Source organism: Streptomyces sp. NPDC051907 (genome assembly GCF_040681075.1).
In the GTDB taxonomy this organism is placed as follows: domain Bacteria; phylum Actinomycetota; class Actinomycetes; order Streptomycetales; family Streptomycetaceae; genus Streptomyces.
Genome location: NZ_JBFAYB010000003.1, coordinates 166,327 through 185,600, shown reverse-complemented (window position 1 = coordinate 185,600; position 19,274 = coordinate 166,327). Strand labels below are relative to the sequence as shown.

18 protein-coding genes are annotated in these 19,274 nt (G+C 72.1%); 12 read left to right on the top strand and 6 right to left on the bottom strand.

Going from position 1 to position 19,274, the window contains the following annotated elements; all coding sequences use genetic code 11:
• Positions 1 to 101 precede the first annotated feature (101 nt).
• The 4 genes from AB0M39_RS03415 to AB0M39_RS03400 all read left to right on the top strand — a co-directional run bounded on the left by AB0M39_RS03415 (position 102) and on the right by AB0M39_RS03400 (position 4,216).
• Positions 102 to 2,234 (top strand): MMPL family transporter, encoded by a 2,133-nt coding sequence (locus tag AB0M39_RS03415; RefSeq protein WP_365359626.1) that lies wholly within the window; start codon positions 102 to 104, stop codon positions 2,232 to 2,234.
• A gap of 255 nt (positions 2,235 to 2,489) precedes the next feature.
• Positions 2,490 to 2,846: a hypothetical protein gene (locus AB0M39_RS03410; RefSeq protein ID WP_365359624.1), complete on the top strand. Its 357-nt coding sequence runs from the start codon at positions 2,490 to 2,492 to the stop codon at positions 2,844 to 2,846.
• Positions 2,847 to 2,912: 66 nt separating this feature from the next.
• Entirely contained in the window at positions 2,913 to 3,557 is a 645-nt protein-coding gene (locus AB0M39_RS03405) for a DUF3105 domain-containing protein (protein WP_365359622.1), read from the top strand.
• 5 nt (positions 3,558 to 3,562) lie between these two features.
• Positions 3,563 to 4,216 (top strand): DUF305 domain-containing protein, encoded by a 654-nt coding sequence (locus AB0M39_RS03400; RefSeq protein WP_365359620.1) that lies wholly within the window; start codon positions 3,563 to 3,565, stop codon positions 4,214 to 4,216.
• Positions 4,217 to 4,223: 7 nt separating this feature from the next.
• Here the strand turns inward: AB0M39_RS03400 and AB0M39_RS03395 are convergent, their stop codons facing one another.
• Positions 4,224 to 4,670 (bottom strand): DUF5990 family protein, encoded by a 447-nt coding sequence (locus AB0M39_RS03395; protein WP_365359618.1) that lies wholly within the window; start codon positions 4,668 to 4,670, stop codon positions 4,224 to 4,226.
• Positions 4,671 to 4,778: 108 nt separating this feature from the next.
• Between AB0M39_RS03395 and AB0M39_RS03390 the strand changes: the two genes are divergently transcribed.
• A complete protein-coding gene (locus AB0M39_RS03390) occupies positions 4,779 to 5,198 on the top strand; it encodes a CBS domain-containing protein (RefSeq protein WP_365359616.1) in 420 nt (139 codons plus the stop codon).
• 314 nt (positions 5,199 to 5,512) lie between these two features.
• On the opposite strand, the gene AB0M39_RS03385 is transcribed toward AB0M39_RS03390, so the two are convergent.
• A complete protein-coding gene (locus AB0M39_RS03385) occupies positions 5,513 to 6,370 on the bottom strand; it encodes an alpha/beta hydrolase (RefSeq protein WP_365359614.1) in 858 nt (285 codons plus the stop codon).
• Positions 6,371 to 6,530: 160 nt separating this feature from the next.
• On the opposite strand from AB0M39_RS03385, the gene AB0M39_RS03380 reads away from it, so the two are divergent.
• The 3 genes from AB0M39_RS03380 to AB0M39_RS03370 all read left to right on the top strand — a co-directional run bounded on the left by AB0M39_RS03380 (position 6,531) and on the right by AB0M39_RS03370 (position 10,584).
• Positions 6,531 to 7,064: a hypothetical protein gene (locus tag AB0M39_RS03380; RefSeq protein ID WP_365359612.1), complete on the top strand. Its 534-nt coding sequence runs from the start codon at positions 6,531 to 6,533 to the stop codon at positions 7,062 to 7,064.
• A 105-nt stretch (positions 7,065 to 7,169) separates the two neighbouring features.
• Complete coding sequence (locus AB0M39_RS03375; RefSeq protein WP_365359610.1) at positions 7,170 to 8,741, top strand: multicopper oxidase family protein; 1,572 nt, start codon at positions 7,170 to 7,172, stop codon at positions 8,739 to 8,741.
• Between the two features lie 85 nt (positions 8,742 to 8,826).
• Positions 8,827 to 10,584, top strand: a complete 1,758-nt coding sequence (locus tag AB0M39_RS03370; RefSeq protein WP_365359608.1) for an NAD+ synthase — start codon at positions 8,827 to 8,829, stop codon at positions 10,582 to 10,584.
• Here the strand turns inward: AB0M39_RS03370 and AB0M39_RS03365 are convergent.
• The 4 genes from AB0M39_RS03365 to AB0M39_RS03350 all read right to left on the bottom strand — a co-directional run bounded on the left by AB0M39_RS03365 (position 10,553) and on the right by AB0M39_RS03350 (position 15,744).
• The gene (locus AB0M39_RS03365; RefSeq protein ID WP_365359606.1) at positions 10,553 to 11,794 is read right to left on the bottom strand and encodes an MFS transporter; all 1,242 of its coding nucleotides are present in this window, start codon (positions 11,792 to 11,794) and stop codon (positions 10,553 to 10,555) included. The genes AB0M39_RS03370 and AB0M39_RS03365 overlap by 32 nt on opposite strands.
• A gap of 201 nt (positions 11,795 to 11,995) precedes the next feature.
• Positions 11,996 to 13,018 carry an endonuclease/exonuclease/phosphatase family protein gene (locus tag AB0M39_RS03360; protein ID WP_365359604.1) on the bottom strand — a complete coding sequence of 341 codons (1,023 nt, stop codon included), beginning with the start codon at positions 13,016 to 13,018 and terminating at the stop codon, positions 11,996 to 11,998.
• A gap of 302 nt (positions 13,019 to 13,320) precedes the next feature.
• Positions 13,321 to 13,923 carry a TetR/AcrR family transcriptional regulator gene (locus tag AB0M39_RS03355; protein ID WP_365359602.1) on the bottom strand — a complete coding sequence of 201 codons (603 nt, stop codon included), beginning with the start codon at positions 13,921 to 13,923 and terminating at the stop codon, positions 13,321 to 13,323.
• Between the two features lie 186 nt (positions 13,924 to 14,109).
• Positions 14,110 to 15,744, bottom strand: coding sequence for an MFS transporter (locus tag AB0M39_RS03350; protein ID WP_365359600.1), 1,635 nt, complete (start codon positions 15,742 to 15,744; stop codon positions 14,110 to 14,112).
• A 157-nt stretch (positions 15,745 to 15,901) separates the two neighbouring features.
• Here AB0M39_RS03350 and panB point away from each other — a divergent pair, with 157 nt between their 5' ends.
• The 4 genes from panB (at position 15,902) to AB0M39_RS03330 (ending at position 19,268) form a co-directional block, all read left to right on the top strand.
• Positions 15,902 to 16,762 (top strand): 3-methyl-2-oxobutanoate hydroxymethyltransferase, encoded by an 861-nt coding sequence (gene panB / locus AB0M39_RS03345; RefSeq protein WP_365359598.1) that lies wholly within the window; start codon positions 15,902 to 15,904, stop codon positions 16,760 to 16,762.
• A 134-nt stretch (positions 16,763 to 16,896) separates the two neighbouring features.
• Positions 16,897 to 17,268, top strand: a complete 372-nt coding sequence (locus tag AB0M39_RS03340) for a cupin domain-containing protein (RefSeq protein WP_365359596.1) — start codon at positions 16,897 to 16,899, stop codon at positions 17,266 to 17,268.
• A 153-nt stretch (positions 17,269 to 17,421) separates the two neighbouring features.
• Positions 17,422 to 18,447, top strand: coding sequence for an ATP-binding cassette domain-containing protein (locus AB0M39_RS03335; protein ID WP_365359594.1), 1,026 nt, complete (start codon positions 17,422 to 17,424; stop codon positions 18,445 to 18,447).
• Positions 18,444 to 19,268, top strand: coding sequence for an ABC transporter permease (locus AB0M39_RS03330; RefSeq protein WP_365359592.1), 825 nt, complete (start codon positions 18,444 to 18,446; stop codon positions 19,266 to 19,268). The genes AB0M39_RS03335 and AB0M39_RS03330 overlap by 4 nt, the downstream gene beginning before the upstream one ends.
• Positions 19,269 to 19,274 lie beyond the last annotated feature (6 nt).

Below are 19,274 nucleotides of genomic sequence, written 5' to 3'. Positions count from 1 at the left end.
GCTCATCCAGGCACAACCCCCCACGCCACGGCAGGTCGGCAAACCATCACGCCGTGGTGCGGGACCCGTGCGCCCCGAACTCCACACACAGGAGACTACTCATGAAAGCGCTGCTCAAGCGCCTGGCCAGTGCGCCGGGCGGCAGTCGGGCCAAGTGGCTCGTGCTCGTCGGCTGGCTGATCCTCGCCGCCGCCCTCGGCCCGCTCGCCGGAAAGGTCGGCGAGGTCGAGGAGAGCGGACCCAACGCCTTCCTGCCCCGCGCTGCCGAGTCCGCGCAGGTCAACACGGAGCTGGAGAAGTTCCGTACGGACGACGACGCCGTGATGCCCGTCGTCGTCGTCTACAGCGCCTCGGACCGTCCCGTCGGCCAGGCGGAGCGCGCCAAGGCCGAGGCGGACCGGACCGGCTTCGCGCGGCACGCCGCCGAGGGCGAGCAGATCCCCCCGGTCATCGCCTCCGAGGACGGCAAGGCGCTGATGACCGTCGTCCCGCTCTCCTCAGGCGACGGGATGACCACGAAAGTGAAGGAGATCCGGGACACCGCCGGGGCCAACGCCCCGCCCGGACTCGACGTCGAGGTCGGCGGACCCGCGGGCTCCCTGGTCGACCAGATCGCCGTGTTCGACTCGCTCGACGCCACCCTCATGATCGCCACCGGTCTGGTGGTGGCCGTGCTGCTGCTGATCACGTACCGCAGCCCGATCCTGTGGCTCTTCCCGCTGCTGGCCGTCGGCTTCGCGACCGTGCTCACGCAGGTCTCCACGTATCTGCTGGCCAAGTACGCGGGCCTGCCCGTCGACCCGCAGTCCGCGGGCATCCTGATGGTGCTGGTCTTCGGCGTCGGCACCGACTACGCCCTGCTGCTCATCGCCCGCTACCGCGAGGAGCTGCACCGCCACGAGGACCGGCACACCGCGATGAAGCTCGCGCTGCGCCGCTCGGGACCGGCCATCCTGGCCTCCGCCGGCACCATCGCCGTCGGCCTCGCCTGCCTCTCCCTCGCCGACATCAACTCCTCGCGCTCGATGGGCCTGGTCGGCGCGGTCGGCGTGATCTGCGGCTTCGTCGCGATGATCACGGTCCTGCCCGCTCTGCTGGTGATCGCGGGCCGCTGGGTCTTCTGGCCCTTCGTACCGCGCTTCGGGACCCCCGCGCGCAAGTCGACCACCGTCTGGGCCCGGATCGGCACCGCGGTCGCACGTCGCCCCCGCTGGTCCTGGCTGATGGCCGTCGCCGTCACCGGCGTGCTCGCGCTCAGCGCCTTCGGTATCAACATGGGCCTCCAGCAGTCCGAGATGTTCCAGGACAAGCCCGAGTCGGTCGTCGCCCAGGAGCGGATCTCGGCCCACTACCCGTCGGGCGCCTCCGACCCCGCGACGATCGTCGTCGCCGCCGACCGGTCCGCCCAGGTGAAGGCCGCCGTCACGGACGTGCCCGGCGTCGCCCGGGTCCAGGACGGCGAACGCACCCCCGACGGCAAGCTGGCCACCCTCTCCGTCGTACTCGAGGACGCGCCCGACAGCCAGGGCGCCAAGGACACCGTCGACCGGCTGCGCGAGCGGGCCGGGGACGTCGAGGGCGCGGACGCGCTTGTGGGCGGCACCACCGCGCAGACCCTCGACACCCAGCGCGCCGCCGACCGCGATCTGCGGACGGTCATCCCGGTCGTCCTGCTCGTCGTCCTGCTGGTACTGGTCTGGCTGCTGCGCGCGATCGTCGCCCCGGTGCTGCTGCTGGCCACGGTCGTGCTCTCGTACTTCGGCGCGCTCGGCGCCTCGAACCTGCTCTTCGAGCACGTGCTCGGCTACGCCGGAGTCGACTGGTCGATCCCGCTGATGGGCTTCGTCTTCCTGGTGGCCCTGGGCATCGACTACAACATCTTCCTGATGCACCGGGTCAGGGAGGAAGCGGTCAGGCTCGGCCACGCACGCGGGGTCCTGGAGGGCCTGACGACCACCGGAGGCGTCATCACCAGCGCGGGCATCGTGCTCGCCGCGACGTTCGCGGTCTTCGCCGGGCTGCCGCTGGTGACGATGGCGCAGATGGGCGTGATCGTCGGCATCGGCGTCCTGCTGGACACCTTCCTGGTGCGCACGGTCCTGGTGCCCGCCCTCGCCCTCGACCTGGGGCGCTGGTTCTGGTGGCCGGGCCGCCTCTTCCGGGCGGGCGACGCGGAGCCGCAGGACCGCCCCGCTCCGGAGCCCGTCGAGGAGCGCACGCCCGAGCGCGTCTGATCCGTACGAGAGGCGATGTCTGTCCGTACGAGAGCCGATGTCCGGTCCGTACGAGATGCGATGTCCGGTCCGTACGAGGCGAGATGTCCGGTCCGTACGAGGCGAGATGTCCGGTCCGGACGGCACGACGACTCCCGAAGGGCCCCGTCCGCACCCCGCGGCGGGGCCCTTCCGCGCGGCCGGGTAGGGCCGTCCGCGGCCTTTGTGTGGCCCAACTGAGGTACGAAGCCCGCGCGCCTACTACCATCTGCGGCCATGGGGGGTTCGCGGATCAACCGCCTCCAGCGCGCCACGCGTCCCACGGCCCTGACAAGCGCCGTGGCGACGCTCCTCGGCGTGCTGTTCCTCTGTCTGAGCCCGGCGGGCGCGCACCACGACGCCCCGCCGGAGCACACGGGCTTCGCCTACAGCTGTCCCTACGACAAGGGCGACTGCGGGCTGCTGCCCTCGCTGAGCCCGGCGGTGCTCACCGCGCCGCCGCTGGACGCCCCGCCGCTGGCCGGCGCGCAGCCCCCGCAGTTCGCCCCGCCGTCGCCCGCCGGCGACCGGCCCCGCTCCGGAGCGCATCCCCGCGCCCCGGATCTGCACGTCCTTCAAGTGCTGCGGACCTGAGCGGTTCCGCACGTTCCGCACTTCCCCCACCGACCTCCGCAGAACTCACGAAGGACTACCGACACCATGGCTTCCCGTACCAGCAACGACCGCAGGGCCCGTATAGAGGAGATGCGCCGCGCCGAGCACGCCCGCGAGCGCCGCAACCGCATCATCACCATCGCCGTCAGCGGCGTCGTCGTCGCCGGCCTCGTCGGCTTCGGCGTCTTCGTCCTCAACAAGGAGTCGGAGGAAAAGGAGCAGCGGATCATCGAGGCCAAGGCGCCCGTCACCGAGGAGAAGTCCTGGGACGCGAAGAAGCTGGGCCGCAAGCACGTCGACAAGCAGGTCAGCTACCCGATGAAGCCCCCGGTCGGCGGCGACCACAACCAGGTGTGGATGAACTGCGACGGCGACGTCTACAAGGAGCCGATCCCCGAGATGAACGCCGTCCACTCGCTGGAGCACGGCGCGGTCTGGGTGACGTACAACGACAAGGCTCCCAAGGGCGACGTCGACAAGCTCGGCGAGAAGGTCAAGAAGACGCCGTACTCCCTGATGAGCCCGGTCAAGGAGCAGTCCGGGGCGATCATGCTGACCGCGTGGGGCAAGCAGGTCACGGTCGACGGCGCCGACGACCCGCGGGTGAGCCAGTTCTTCACGAAGTACGTCCAGGGCCTGCAGACCCCTGAGCCGGGCGCCGCGTGCACGGGCGGGCTGGGGTCCCAGTGACGTCCATGACCCGTACGCACTGGGCGGCGATCACCGCGGTGGTGCTCGCGCTGCTCTTCGCGGGGGCGGCCACGGTGGCCTCCGCCGGGGGCAACGACGCCGCCGCCCCGCGTACGCCGTCGACGGCCTCGGCGGACGCGGGCTTCGCCCGCGACATGTCCGTGCACCACCAGCAGGCGGTGGAGATGTCCTTCATCGTCCGCGACCGCACGCAGGACGAAGAGGTGCGCCGGCTGGCGTACGACATCGCCAACACCCAGGCCAACCAGCGCGGCATGATGCTGGGCTGGCTGGATTTGTGGGGGCTGCCCAAGCTCGCCGCGGACGCCACGCCCATGGACTGGATGAACGAGGACGGCGGGCACGCGTCGCACGGCGGCGGCCACGAGGTCCAGGACGGCTCGCTGATGCCGGGCATGGCCACCAAGACGCAGCTGGAGAAGCTGCGCAAGGCCAGCGGCAAGGAAGCCGAGATCCTCTACCTCCAGCTGATGATCGTCCACCACAACGGCGGCGTCGCCATGGCCGAGGGCTGTGTGCGGCTCTGCACGGTGGGCGTGGAGCGGGATCTGGCGCAGGGCATGGTCGACGCCCAGCGCTCGGAGGTCGAGCTGATGGTCGACCTCCTGCACAAGCGGGGCGCGGAGGTCATGGCCTGACCTCGGGTCAGCCCTCTGAGCCGTCCGCCCCGGTCAGCCGCCAGGCGATCCGGGGCGGGCGGACCGCGGCGCACAGCGGCAGGCCCGCGGAGTCGGTCAGTGCGAGCCCGGTCTCCACCGCGCCGCCCGCGAGCGCCTCCTGGGGCAGGTCCGCGAGGAACAGCTTGGTCCGGCGGAACATCGTGAACTCGCCGCCGGCGGGCAGCTCGCCCCACGTCAGATAGACGAACCGCTCGCCGCGCCGGCCCTGGACGTACGGGCCGCGGAAGTCGGGCGTGCCGTCGGAGGCCGTCACGGTCTCGACCGGGATCTCGAAGACCGCCTCGGCCGCGTCCGCCGACACCAGCTGGTCGGGCTCCCGGCCGCGCTGCGTGCCGACATGGACGTCGCGGTACTCGCCGCAGGCGCCGCCTGGCAGCTCGCGGCCCGTGATGCGCAGGGTCAGCTGTGCCATGGCGGAGGCTCCTTCTCGCGGGGCGCGGACCGCAGCGGTCGCGTACGCCGAACGGACCAATGACAATAGGTGGGGCTCGGGGCACGGCACTCAGGAGGCACGAACTCCATGACCACAGCCAAGGACATCATGCACCCGGGGGCCCAGTGGATCCCCGCGCACGAGACCCTCGACCGGGCCGCGCAGCTGATGCGGCAGCTCGACGTGGGGGCGCTGCCCATCGCCGACTCCCAGGAGCGGCTCTGCGGCATCCTCACCGACCGCGACATCGTGGTCGGCTGTGTGGCCATGGGCCATGACCCGTCGACGGTGACGGCGGGCGCCATGGCGCACGGCACTCCCCGCTGGATCGAGGCCGACTCGGACGTCAGCGACGTGCTGGACGAGATGCAGAGCCACCGGATCCGCCGGCTGCCGGTGATCGAGAACAAGAAGCTGATCGGCATCATCAGCGAGGCGGACCTGGCCCAGCACCTGTCGGACCAGCAGCTCGCGACCTGGGTCGAGCGGGTGTACGCGAAGGGCTGAGCCAGCGGGTCTAAGCGGAGGGCCGGAGCGACGGGGGGGGCGAACCTCGCGGGCGGCCTGGGCGCGGGCCGCCGAACCCAGGCCCGCGCCGGCCACACCTCACGCTCGCACTGAGCCAGGGGCTCGATGAACCTCGGGCGCGCTCAGCCGGGAGCCTGCCGAACCTCACGCGCGCGCCGAGCCGCGGGCCGGCCGAACCTCACGCTCGCGCTGAGCCAGGGACCGCCGGAGCCCCACCCGCGCCGAGCCGCGAGCCCGATGAACCTCGGGCGCGATCAGCCGGGACCCGCCGAACCCACACCCGCGCCCCCGCCTCAGCCCCGCTTCCGCAGGGCCGCCGCCGGCTCCCCCAGCACCGCCGCCGCTACCGCGTCCGGGCGGTCCAGCATCATCAGATGGCCCGACGACGCGACCGCCTCGCAGCGGGCGCCGAGCCGCTCGGCCAGTGCGCGCTGCCGGTCCAGCCAGCACGCGCCGCCCGCGGCCGCGGCGAGGACCGCGAACGGGACGCCGTCCGGCAGCGGGTGGCGCTCGCGCAGGGCGAGCAGCTCGGCGGCGACCGCCCGGTAGTGGGTGTTCTCCAGGAGGGCGCCCTGGAGTACTCGGGTGGTGGCGTAGCAGCGGCGTACGAGGGCCGGCGGCGCCGGGTCCCCGCCGGAGGCGCGGGAGAGGCGGACCACCGTGCGGCGGGTGAGCGGTCCGAGAGCCGCGGGCGCTCCGGCGGCGCCGAGCGCCGTGCCCAGCGCGCGGGCGGCGGCGGTGCGCACGGCGGGCGCGGCGGGCACGTGCGCGTGCTCCTCGACGCTGGAGTCGACGAGGACGGCGGCCGCCGTACGAGAGGGGTGCAGGCGGGCGAACGCCTCCACGTGGAACCCGGCGATCGAGTGCCCGACGACGGCCGCGGGCCCCTGAAGGCCGAGCGCGTCGAGGACGCCCGCGATGCGGTGGGCCTCGCCGGCGGCGGAGGGGGGCACGGCGGCGGGGGCGCTGAGCCCGTGTCCCGGCCGGTCGAAGCGGACGACGGTGCGGTGCGGGGCGAGCAGGGGCACGACGGGATCCCAGTCGAACCAGCTCATCGCGAGCCCCGCGCTCAGGACGCAGACGGGCCCGTCGCCCTCGACGACGGCATGGTGCGGCACGCCTCCCACCCGTACGAATCCCGACCACGACACGCTCGGCCCGCCTCTCCCCTCTCGCGCCCCGAACGGCGCGAGCACCGCCAGCCAGCCTGCCACGAAAAGGACTTGAAGCCCTCGGCCGCGCCCGGACAGGCGGCCCCGCAAGAGCGGGCCACCGGGCAGCCGGATACCGGGTGGGGGTAAGCTGCCGGCCATGGTGATCACGGAGCGCGCACGCTGGGGGCAGCTGCTGCTGCTCGTCGCGCTGCTCTTCGGAATCGCCACGATGCACACGGTGGGACACCCGACATCCGGGTCGGCACACGGGATGGCACACGGCTCGGGACAGAGCTCGGAACACCGGTCGGGACAGAGCGCGGGGCAGGGCGCCGGCCACACCGCGGGGCTCGCCGCGGGGCACACCGCCGAGTCGCCCCCGCCGACCGCACCCATGGCGTCGCAGGACGCCCCGCACGGAAGCACCCCGTACGTCTCGACGCAGACGCCCCGGCAGCACGCCGACGCCGACGCGCAGCCCCCCGCCACCCCCACAGGCATGGACCCCTCGTCCGTCTGTCTGGCCGTGCTCGGCGCATGGGGCGTGGCCCTGCTCGCGGCCCGTCTGAGCGCCCGTCACCGGGCGGGTCTGCGTATCGCGGCCCTCGGCGGCCTGCTGCTGCGGGCCCTGTGGCCCAGCCCCCCGCCCCCGCGGACCGTCCTCGCGACCCTGTCGGTGCTGCGGATATAGCGGCGGCCCGGTCGCCCGGTGTCCAGACGCCCGACGGCGCGCACCGGGCGGCAGACGCGCCCTTCGCCGTCTCCCCACACCACACACCACGAGGTGTTCTCCGTCATGCGCTCTACTCCCACTCGCCGCGCCCTGCTCGGCGGCGCCGTCGCCGTCGCCGGCTCGGGCGTTCTGGCCGGCTGCTCCGGCCCGTCCGGCTCGGACCACCATGCGCCGGGCGGCGGCGGCACTCCCCAGCCCGCCCCCGACGGCTATGTCGCCCCCGACGGCCCCGAGGTCGCCGCCGCCGAGGCCGCCCGCGGCGCCGGCCCCGTCCGGACCGTGCGGCTGACCGCGACGCCCACCACGCTGGAGCTCGGCGCCGGCCGCACGGTCAGGTCCTGGGCGTACGGGGACCGGCTGCCCGGCCGGGAGGTCCGCGTCACCGCGGGCGACACCCTGGCCCTGACCCTGGCCAACCATCTGCCCGAGGCCACCTCGCTGCACTGGCACGGGATCGCCCTGCGCAACGACATGGACGGGGCGCCCGGACTGACGCAGCGGGAGGTCAAGCCGGGCGCGGAGTTCGCGTACCGCTTCGCCGTGCCGCACCCGGGGACGTACTGGTTCCATCCGCACTCGGGGGTCCAGCAGGACCGCGGTCTGTACGCCCCGCTGATCGTGGAGGACCCCAGGGAGCCGCTGAGCTACGACAAGGAGTGGGTCGTCGTCCTGGACGACTGGGTCGACGGCGTGGACGGCTCCACCCCGGACGCGGTCCTCGCCGAGCTCCGGAAGGGCATGGGCGGCGGCGGGACAGACCACGGCGGCCACGGCAAGCCGCCCGCGCCCGAGGCCGGCGGGCCCTCGCGCATGGCGATGGGCGCGAAGAGCGACCTGCTGGGCGGGGACGCGGGAGACGTGGCGTACCCGCGCTATCTGGTCAACGGCCGTACGGCCGAGGATCCTTCGGCTTTCACGGCCAAGCCCGGCGACCGCATCCGGCTGCGCATCGTCAACGCGGGCGGGGACACCGCCTTCCGGGTCGCGCTCGGCGGTCATGAGCTCACGGTGACGCACACCGACGGCTTCCCCGTCCGGCACGCCACGACGGACGCCCTCCTGCTGGGCATGGGCGAGCGGTACGACGTGCTGGTCACCGCGGGGGACGGCGTCTTCCCGCTGACCGCGCTGGCCGAGGGGAAGGACGCGGCCACGATGGCGCTGCTGCGGACGGGCGGGGGCGCCGCGCCCGCCCCGTCCGTACGGCCGAAGGAGCTGTCCGGCCGGATCCTCACCGCGGACAGGCTCCGTGCGGACGACGCCGTCGCGCTGCCCGCGCGGAAGCCGGACCGCACCATCGACCTGCGGCTGACGGGCAGCATGGCGAAGTACGACTGGGCGTTCGACGGCAAGCCCTACGCATCCGACCAGCGCCGTCCGGTCCGCGCGGGCGAGCGGGTGCGGCTGGTGCTCCACAACGGCACGACGATGTGGCACCCGATCCATCTGCACGGCCATACGTTCGCTCTGGCGGACGCCGAGGGCCGCCCCCGCAAGGACACCGCGAATCTGCTCCCGGGCCGGAAGCTGACCGTGGACTTCGACGCGGACAACCCGGGCCTGTGGATGCTCCACTGCCACAACGTCTACCACTCGGACTCGGGGATGATGACGGTCCTGGGCTATCTGCGCTGACGGGCGCCGGGGCGTCCCCGGAGTGGGACGCCCCACACCGCCCCGGCCGGGACATCGCGTCAGTAAGACGATTACACTGGGCCGCGTGCCTCAACTACGTCTCGCCCTGAATCAGATCGACTCGACCGTCGGCGACCTCGCCGGCAACGCCGAGGCGATCGTGCACTGGACCCGGCACTCCGCCGAGCAGGGGGCGCACCTCGTCGCCTTCCCGGAGATGGTGCTGACCGGCTACCCCGTGGAGGACCTGGCCCTGCGCTCGTCGTTCGTGGAGGCGTCCCGGACGGCCATGCGGGCGCTCGCGGCGCGGCTCGACGACGAGGGCTTCGGCGAACTGCCGGTGATCCTCGGGTATCTCGACCGCGCCGAGCACGCCCAGCCGAAGTACGGCCAGCCGGCGGGGGCGCCGCGCAACGCCGCCGCCGTGCTGCACCGCGGCGAGGTGGTGCTGACGTTCGCCAAGCACCACCTGCCCAACTACGGCGTCTTCGACGAGTTCCGCTACTTCATGCCCGGCGACACGATGCCGGTGATCCGGGTGCACGGCGTCGACGTCGCGCTCGCGATCTGCGAGGACCTCTGGCAGGACGGCGGGCGGGTGCCGGCCACCCGCTCCGCCGGCGCCGGGCTGCTGATCTCGATCAACGCCTCGCCGTACGAGCAGAACAAGGACGACACCCGGCTGGAGCTGGTGCGCAAGCGCGCCCAGGAGGCCGGCTGCACCACCGCGTACCTGGCGATGATCGGCGGGCAGGACGAGCTGGTCTTCGACGGCGACTCGATCGTCGTCGACGCCCACGGCGAGGTCGTCGCGCGCGCCCCGCAGTTCGCCGAGGGCTGCGTCGTCCTCGACCTGGAGCTGCCCGCGGCCGCCGCCGAGCCGCCGACGGGCGTGGTCGACGACGGGCTGCGCATCGAGCGCGTCGTGCTGTCCGAGGACCCGCTGCCCGCGTACGAGCCGGAGCTCGCCGGCGGGTACGCGGACCGGCTGGACGACGACGAGGAGGTGTATTCGGCGCTGGTCGTGGGCCTGCGCGCGTACGCCGCCAAGAACGGCTTCCGTTCGGTGCTGATCGGCCTGTCCGGCGGCATCGACTCGGCGCTGGTCGCCGCCATCGCCTGCGACGCGCTGGGCGCGCAGAACGTGTACGGCGTCTCCATGCCGTCGAAGTACTCCTCGGACCACTCCAAGGGCGACGCGGCCGAGCTGGCCCGCCGCACCGGGCTGAACTTCCGGACCGTGTCGATCGAGCCGATGTTCGACGCGTACATGGAAGCGCTGGGCCTGACCGGCCTGGCCGAGGAGAACCTCCAGTCGCGGCTGCGCGGCACCACGCTGATGGCGATCTCCAACCAGGAGGGCCACATCGTGCTCGCGCCGGGCAACAAGTCCGAGCTGGCGGTGGGGTACTCGACGCTGTACGGCGACTCCGTCGGCGCGTACGGGCCGATCAAGGACGTCTACAAGACGACGGTCTTCCGCCTCGCGCGGTGGCGCAACCGCTCGGCCGAGGAGCGCGGCCAGACCCCGCCGATCCCGGAGGCATCGATCACCAAGCCGCCGAGCGCGGAGCTGCGCCCCGGCCAGGTGGACACGGACTCGCTGCCGGACTACGACGTGCTGGACCGGATCCTCGAGCTGTACGTCGACCGGGACCAGGGCAAGGACGCGATCGTGGCGGCCGGCTTCGACGAGGAGCTGGTGGCCAGGACGCTGCGGATGGTGGACACCGCGGAGTACAAGCGGCGCCAGTACCCGCCGGGCACGAAGATCTCGGCGAAGGGCTTCGGCAAGGACCGCCGGCTGCCGATCACGAACCGCTGGCGGGAGACGACGGGCTGAGCTCCTCGGCATGGGGGCTTCCCGCGGCGACGACGCGGGAGGCCCCCTTCGTCGTACGGTCGCGCCTCGTCGTACGGTCGAGCAGCCCGGCCGTCACCGCGAGGGCGAGGCCCGCCGCGGCGAGGGCGGCGCCGACGACGGCCGGGGAGGTCCAGCCCCAGCCCGCCGCGATGGCCGCGCCGCCCAGCCAGGCGCCGCCGGCGTTGGCGAGGTTGAAGGCGGAGTGGTTGGAGGCGGAGGCGAGCGTGGGCGCGTCCTTCGCCTTCTGCATCACCAGCATCTGGAGCGGGGTGGTGGTCATGAAGCCGACCGCGCCCAGGAGCACGACCGCGACGAGGGCCGCCCACGGGATGTGCGCGGTGAGGCGGAAGAGGACCAGCACCGCGGCGAGCGCGGCCAGCGATCCGTACAGCGTGGGCCGCAGGGCGCGGTCGGTCAGCGGGCCCGCGGCCAGCGCGCCGAGGGTCATGCCGATGCCGAACAGCGCGAGGACCAGCGTCACGGAGGACTCGCCGAAGCCCATGACCTCGGTGGTGATGGAGGCGAGGTAGGAGTAGACGGCGAAGACCCCGGCGAAGCCGAAGACGGCGGTGAGCAGGCCGAGCAGGACCTGCCGGTCGCGCAGGGCGCGCAGCTCGCGGCCGACGCTCTGGTGCGCCTCGACGGGCACGTACGGGACGAGCCGGGCGAGCGCGGCCATGGCGACCAGGCCGATGGCGGTGACGACCAGGAAGGTCGCCCGCCAGCCGAGGTGCTGGCCGAGCAGGGTGGCGGCCGGGACTCCGACGATGTTGGCGACCGTGAGGCCGAGGAACATCGTCGCCACGGCGCGCGCCTGCCGCCCCTGGGGGACCAGTCGCGCGGCGACGACCGCGCCGACGCCGAAGAACGCGCCGTGCGGCAGCCCGGCGAGCACGCGGCCCGCGATCAGGGTCCAGAAGCCGGGCGCGAGGGCGGAGGCGAGGTTGCCGACCACGAAGAGCGCCATCAGGAGCATCAGCATCCGCTTGCGCGGGACGCGGGAGCCGAGGGCGGTCAGCAGGGGCGCCCCGACGACGACGCCGACGGCGTACGCGGAGACGAGGTGTCCGGCGGTGGGGACGGAGGTGCCGAGGTCGTCGGCGACGTTGGGCAGCAGGCCCATCATGACGAATTCGGTGGTGCCGATGCCGAAGGCGGAGACGGCGAGCGCGAGCAGCGCCAGGGGCATGGGAGGGCCTTTCGTTCAGTCGCTGCGGTCGCCGACTCGGCACACGGTTTAGTTCGCTGACTGAACAAAGTGTCTCAGATCATTTGACCCTCTGGGTGAACCGCGGGTTTCGTACGGCTTCAGAGTCCGTGCGACGCGGATCTGCGGGGTCTCAGGTCCACGCGGCTTCAAGTCCGTACGGGGCCCCCGCGGCCCCGCGCCTCAGAGGCTGACGCTCGCCGCGATCGGGAGGTGGTCGCTGTCCGTGCGCGGCAGCGTCCACGAGGAGACCGGCTCCACGCCCTTGACCATGATCTGGTCGATGCGCGCCATCGGGAAGGACGCCGGCCAGCTGAAGCCGAAGCCGTCCCCCGCCGCGCCCTGCGTGGAGCGCATCTGCGAGGTGACCGCGTTCAGCGAGCGGTCGTTCATCGTGCCGTTGAGGTCGCCGAGGAGGACGACCTTGCCCACCGACTCCCGGGCGATGGCCTCGCCGAGCTCGTCGGCGCTGTTGTCGCGCTGGTTGGCGGTGAAGCCGGCGTGGAGCTTGACGCGGACGGAGGGCATATGGGCGACGTACACGGCGACCTCGCCGTCGGGCGTCGCCACGGTGGAGCGCATGGCGCGCGTCCAGCCCATCCGGATGTCGACGGGCTCGGTGCCGCTCATCGGGTACTTGCTCCACAGGCCCACCGTGCCCTGCACGGAGTGGTACTTGTACGTGTCGGCGAGCGCCCGTTCGTACGTCTCCACCTGGCCGGCCGGCAGCTCCTGAAGCGCCAGCACGTCCGCGCCGGACGCGGCGACCGCCTTGGCGGTGCCCGTCGGGTCCGGGTTGTCGGCGTTGACGTTGTGGGTGGCGACGGTCAGATCGCCGCCGGACGCGGCCGACTTGCCGGTGAGCAGACCGCCGAACAGGTTGAGCCAGACGACGAGCGGCAGCAGCACGGCGATCAGCGCCGTGGCCGAACGCCGCCACAGGGCAGCCGCGATGAGGACCGGGATGAACACGCCGAACCAGGGCAGGAAGGTCTCGCTGAGGCTGCCGAGGTTGCCGATGCGGTTGGGGATCTGCGCGTGCAGGATCATCAACAGCGCGATGAACACCGCGCAGGCGGCGAGGACAGTGCCGCGCCGCCAGATGCCCCGGTCGTCTCGCCACCGCTCGAGCAGACGCCTGACCCGGGATCCCGAGGGCCGCATCTCCGCGCCGCCGTTCCCGTTGCCGATGTCCGCCTGCACCATGAAGATTTTCCTCACTTGCCTTGCCGTCACGCTCACCGCTGCCAAGGTCTCGACCCTAGGCGATGAACGTGGCTACTCCGCCGTCGAGGGACGACCGTTCTGCCACGATGACGACGAGGCGGCGTACGGGGTTCCTGGTATCGGGCCAGGTGGGGACGCTGTGACAGAACGCGCACACTTCCGGCGGGCCGGATCGGCGGGTCGGCGAACACGCCGGGCGGGACGCTCGACGGGGCGACGCGCGGGCGCCTCGGCAGCTCAGCGGCGTCCGCTCGTCAGCTCAGCGCCGTCCGCCCGTCCGCTCAGCGCCGTCCGCGTACGCCTTCCAGCACCGCGTCGACGATCCGCTCGGCGGCCCCCTCGCCCGGCGCCCCCTCCGGGCGCAGCACCGTCCGCACGAGCATCGGGCCGACGAACAGGTCACCCAGAAGGTCTATGTCGACGTCGCCGCGGATCTCGCCGCTCTCGACGCCGCGTCGCAGCACGTCGTCTATCCGCTCGCGACGCGGCAGGACGGCGACGCGGTGGTACATGTCCCATACGGAGGGATAGCTCTGCATCTGCGCGAAGACGTTGTGCAGCAGGACGGAGGAGCGCTTGGCGAGGCCGCGCAGGCGCAGCGTCTCGACGATGGCGACCAGGTCGTCCCGCACGGAGGCGCCGGGCAGCGGCGGGTCCACGGGCTCCATGGAGCGCACGACGTCGACGAAGAGGGCCTCCTTGCCCTCCCAGCGGCGGTAGATGGTGGCCTTGCCGACGCCGGCGGTGCGGGCGATGCGCTCGATGGAGAGCTCGGAGAGGGGCACGCCTTCCTCGAGGAGCCGCACGACGGCGCCGACGATGGCGCGTTCGGCGGCCTCGCTGCGGGGTCTGCCGCGGGGCGTCGACTGCTGCTCCGTGGGCACGTGCGCTCCGTTTCTCGCGATGGTCAAGGGGCGGTCCGGGCGGTCCCATTCTCGCCGCGGCGCGGGGCGGACCGAGCAACAGGGTTGGGGAGCACGGCCTGTGGAGCATCCGCACGGCCTGCGGCCCGCTCCTCGCCCTCCCCCGCCTTCTCTCCCGGTTCCTCTTCCGCCTCCTCTCCCGCCTCCTCAGTCGCCGTCCTCGGCCGCCGGCTGTGCCGACGTCCGCGTCGACGCCGGCGCGGGGCTGCGTCCCTGCGGCGCCTTCACTCCTCCCCTCGGGAGCAGGAACCCCACCACCGCGGCCCCCGCCAGCGCCACTGCCGCCGACGCCAGGGCCGTCAGATGCATCGCGGACAGGAACGCCTCCTTCGCCGGGGCGATCAGCGCCTTGCCGGCCGGGCCGAGCCGCTCCGCGACCGCCAGCGTCGCCTCGAGCGACTCCCCCGCCGCGTGCCGCTCCCCACGAGGAAGGCCCTCCAGGCGGTCCTCGACGCCCGCGCGGTAGCGCGTCGAGAGCAGGGAGCCGAGGACGGCGACGCCCATGGCCCCGCCGACCTGCCGGACGGTGTTGTTGACCGCGGAGCCCGAGCCCGCCTTCTCCCGGGGCAGCGACTGCATCACCGAGACGGTCACCGGCGGCATGATGTGCGCCATCCCCGCGCCCTGCGCGAAGAACACGAGGCCCAGCGCCCATGCCGGGGTGGACTCGTCGAAGAACGCGAAGGCCGCCAGCCCGGCCGCCACCAGGAGCATGCCCCCGGTGCACGCCGCCCGCGCCCCGTAGCGGTCCACCGCCAGCCGGGCGCGCGGCGCGAAGATCAGCTGCGCGGCCGCCAGGGGCACGATCAGCACCCCCGCCTCCAGCGCGCTGTAGCCGCGCAGGCTCTGCAGATAGAACGCCGAGAAGAAGGTCACGCCCATGACCGCGAAGAAGACCAGCGCGATGGCGGCCACGGCGGCGGCGAAGGAGGGCTGCCTGAAGTAGGACAGGTCGAGTGCCGGGTGGTCGCTGCGCCTCTCGTGCAGCACGAACAGGCCCAGCACCGCCGCCCCGGCGGCCAGCGGCAGGAGCACCGAGGGGGCCGTGAAGTCGGCGAGCTCGCCGCCGCGGATGATCCCGTACACCAGCAGGACCAGCCCGACGACCGACATCACCACGCCCAGCGGGTCGATCCGGCCGGGGTCGGGGTCCCTGGAGTCCGGGATCAGCAGGGCCATCGCGATCAGCGCGACCACCACGATCGGCACATTGACCAGGAAGATCGAGCCCCACCAGAAGTGCTCGATGAGCAGTCCGCCGGTGATCGGGCCGATCGCGATGCCCACGCCGACGCTGCCCGCCCAGATCCCGATCGCCCTGGGCTGCTCGTCGCGCTCGAAGACGTACATCAGCACCGCGAGCGTGGCCGGCATGACGAACGCCGCCCCGAAGCCCATCACCGCCCGGTACACGATCAGCTCCTCGGGCGACTGGGAGAACGCGGCGAGCGCCGAGCCGACCCCGAAGACGAGGATCCCGAAGAGCAGCACCTTCTTGCGCCCCACCCGGTCGCCCAGCAGTCCGGCGGTGAAGAGCATCCCGGCGAAGACCAGGGTGTACGAGTTGATCGCCCACTCCAGCCGGCTCTGCGTCGCGCCGATGCCGACGGGCGCGGGGCTGGCGATCGTCTTGACGGCGACGTTCAGGATCGAGTTGTCCAGCACCACGATGAGCAGGCTGAACATCAGGACGGTCAGGATCCACCAGCGGCGGCGGTGGACGGCCTCGGGGATCCGATGGGCGGGCTGCGGCACGGCAGGCGTGCCGGACGGTGTCGCCATGTTCTCCAGCGTACCCTTTTCGATACGAGACCGTCTCGTATAGGAAAGCAATCGAACGAACGGGTCCTCTTTCGCCGATGCGGCACGAGGTGCCACCATGGAGGAGATCCGGGGACGCCGTCAGGGCGCCTCGAGATGACGAAGGAGCCGTTTAGCCATGACGCTTCAGGCTGCCCAGAAACCCGCCGACAGCAGCAAGACGCTGTACGGCGGCAAGGGAACCCGCCGTGTCACCGTCCACGACATCGCCGCCGCCAAGGAGCGCGGCGAGAAGTGGCCGATGCTGACCGCCTACGACGCGATGACCGCTTCCGTCTTCGACGAGGCCGGCATCCCGGTCATGCTCGTCGGCGACTCCATGGGCAACTGCCATCTCGGCTACGAGACCACCGTGCCGGTCACGATGGACGAGATGACGCTGCTGTCCGCCGCCGTCGTACGGGGCACCCAGCGCGCCCTCATCGTGGGCGACCTCCCCTTCGGCGCGTACCAGGAGGGCCCGGTCCAGGCCCTGCGCAACGCCACACGGCTGATCAAGGACGCCGGCGTCGGCGCCGTCAAGCTCGAGGGCGGCCAGCGCTCCCTCCCCCAGACCGAGCTGCTCGTCCAGGCCGGCATCCCGGTGATGTCGCACCTGGGCCTGACCCCGCAGTCGGTGAACACCATGGGCTACCGCGTCCAGGGCCGCAGCGACGAGGCGGCCCACCGGCTGCTCCACGACGCGAAGGCCGCGCAGGACGCCGGCGCGTTCGCCGTCGTCCTGGAGCTGGTGCCGGCCGAGCTGGCCGCCGAGGTGACGCGCAGCCTGCAGATCCCGACCGTCGGCATCGGCGCGGGCCCCGAGACGGACGCCCAGGTGCTCGTCTGGACCGACATGGCCGGGCTGACGGCCGGGAAGACGCCGCGCTTCAGCAAGCAGTACGCCAACCTCCGCCAGACGCTCGGGGACGCGGCGAAGGCCTTCGCCGACGAGGTCGTAGGCGGAACGTTCCCGCAGGAGGAGCACACCTTCCACTGACCATCTCCGGCACCAACGACAGCCCGCCGACTTCCCCCATCGGCGGGCTGTCGGCATGAGGTCTCCGACGGCCGCGCGTAGCCTGAGAAGTGGACTCGGGGTCAGCAGAGGGTGCGCCCGGAAGGCGGACGGTCATGGCCGCGATCAAGCACAGGAACTTCGACAAGGCCGATGTCACCCGCACATTCGAGGACGGCAAGGGCAGACTCGACCTCCTGTCCACCGAGCAGGGGCCGGTCGGCCGCGCGGTGTTCGAGCCCGGCTGGCAGTGGACCAAGCACGTCAAGCCCATCGCCGGCACCGCCACCTGCCTGGCGTCCCATGTCGGCTATGTCGTCAGCGGCCGGATGAAGGTCGTGATGAACGACGGCGAGGCCGACGAGTTGAGCGCCGGCGACTTCTTCACCGTGCAGCCCGGCCACGACGCATGGGTGGTCGGCGACGAGACGTGCGTCATCCTCGACTGGGTCGGCTTCGGCGACTACGCGGTACCGGCCGGCTCCTGACCCGATGACCTTCTGACGCGCCCGTCAACAGGCTTGCCGGGAGCGCGAGTTCGAGCCGACGGCAGCCTTCCGACAACCCTGTCGGCGATCTTGTCGGCTGCTTGTCGGCGGGCTGTCTGCGGTCTGTCGGCGGCGACCGGCAGTGTCTACGGCATGACGCGAATCGACAAGAACCCCAGGGCCGGCGAGGGCATCGCCGTCCAGGTACGGGGCCTGGTCAAGCACTACGGCGAGACCAAAGCGCTGGACGGCGTGGACCTGGACGTGCGGGAGGGCACCGTCCTCGGCGTCCTCGGCCCCAACGGCGCCGGCAAGACCACCCTCGTACGCTGTCTGTCCACCCTGATCGTCCCGGACGCCGGGCACGCCACCGTCGCCGGCTACGACGTGGTCAAGCAGCCCCGGCAGCTTCGCCGCACCATCGGCCTGACCGGGCAGTACGCCTCCGTCGACGAGAAGCTCTCCGGCTGGGAGAACCTCTACATGATCGGGCGGCTGCTCGACCTCTCCCGCAAGGACGCCCGCCGCCGCGCCGACGAGATGCTGGAGCGCTTCTCGCTCACCGAGGCGGCCAAGCGGCCCTCGATGCAGTACTCCGGCGGTATGCGCAGGCGACTCGACCTGGCCGCCTCGATGATCGGGCAGCCGGCCGTGCTCTATCTGGACGAGCCGACGACGGGCCTCGACCCCCGCACCCGCAACGAGGTCTGGGCCGAGGTCAGGCGCATGGTCGCCGACGGCGTGACCGTGCTGCTCACCACCCAGTACATGGAAGAGGCCGAGCAGCTGGCGAACGAGCTGACGGTCATCGACCGCGGCCGGGTCATCGCCAACGGCGAGGTGGACGAGCTCAAGGCGAAGGTCGGCGGCCGGACCCTGCAGATACGGCCGTCCGATCCGGCGCAGCTGGCGGCGATGGCCGCCGCGGTCGCCGAGGCCGGGCTGGACGGGCTCGGGGGCGCGCAGGCCGTGCCGGACGACGGACTGGTGTACGTGCCGATCCTGAGCGACGAGCAACTGACCGCGGTCGTCGCGCTGCTGGCCGCCCGCGGCTTCGGCATCGCGCACATCGGCACCCATCTGCCCAGCCTGGACGAGGTGTTCCTGGCCATCACCGGCGAGAAGGCGCCGACATCCGACCCGTCGACCGACACGATCCCCGAGGAGGTCGCGGCATGAGCGCGGCAACACTCACCGCCCCCGCCGCCTCCCCCGCCGGGGAGGGCAGGATCGGGCTGCGCGCCAACCTGCGGCACATCGGCGCGCTGACGAGACGCAACGCATTGCAGATCAAGCAGGACCCGGAGTCGATGGCCGACGCCGTCCTGATGCCGATCGTCTTCATCCTGCTGTTCGTGTACGTCTTCGGCGGGTCGATCGCCGGCAAGGGCAACCAGGACGTCTATGTGAACTATCTGGTGCCCGGCCTGATGGCCATGACGGGCATGAACATCGCCATGGCCGTCGGATCGGGCGTCAACGACGACTTCAAGAAGGGCGTGATGGACCGGTTCCGGACGATGCCCATCGCCCGGTCGTCCGTGCTCATCGCGAAGGTCGTCGTCGAGATCGGCCGGATGGTGGTCGCCATGACGATCCTGCTGGCCATGGGCTTTCTGCTCGGGCTGGAGATCAAGTCGTCGGTGTTCGAGCTGCTCGGCGCGGTCGGCCTGTCGCTGGTCTTCGGCGCCTCGCTGATGTGGATCTTCATCCTGCTGGGGCTGGCCCTCAAGTCCGCGCAGGCGGTTCAGGGGATGGCGATACTCGTGCTGATGCCCCTGCAGTTCGGATCCTCGATCTTCGCTCCGCCGACGTCGATGCCGGGCTGGCTGGAGACGTTCACCGACTACAACCCGCTCTCCAATCTCGCGGACGCGGCACGAGCGATGATCAACGGCACCCCGGTCGGCGACTCGGTGTGGATGACCCTGGGCTGGGCCGCGCTGATCACGCTGGTCACGGCGCCGCTGGCGGTCTCCAAGTTCCGCAAGAAGACCTGACCGGGC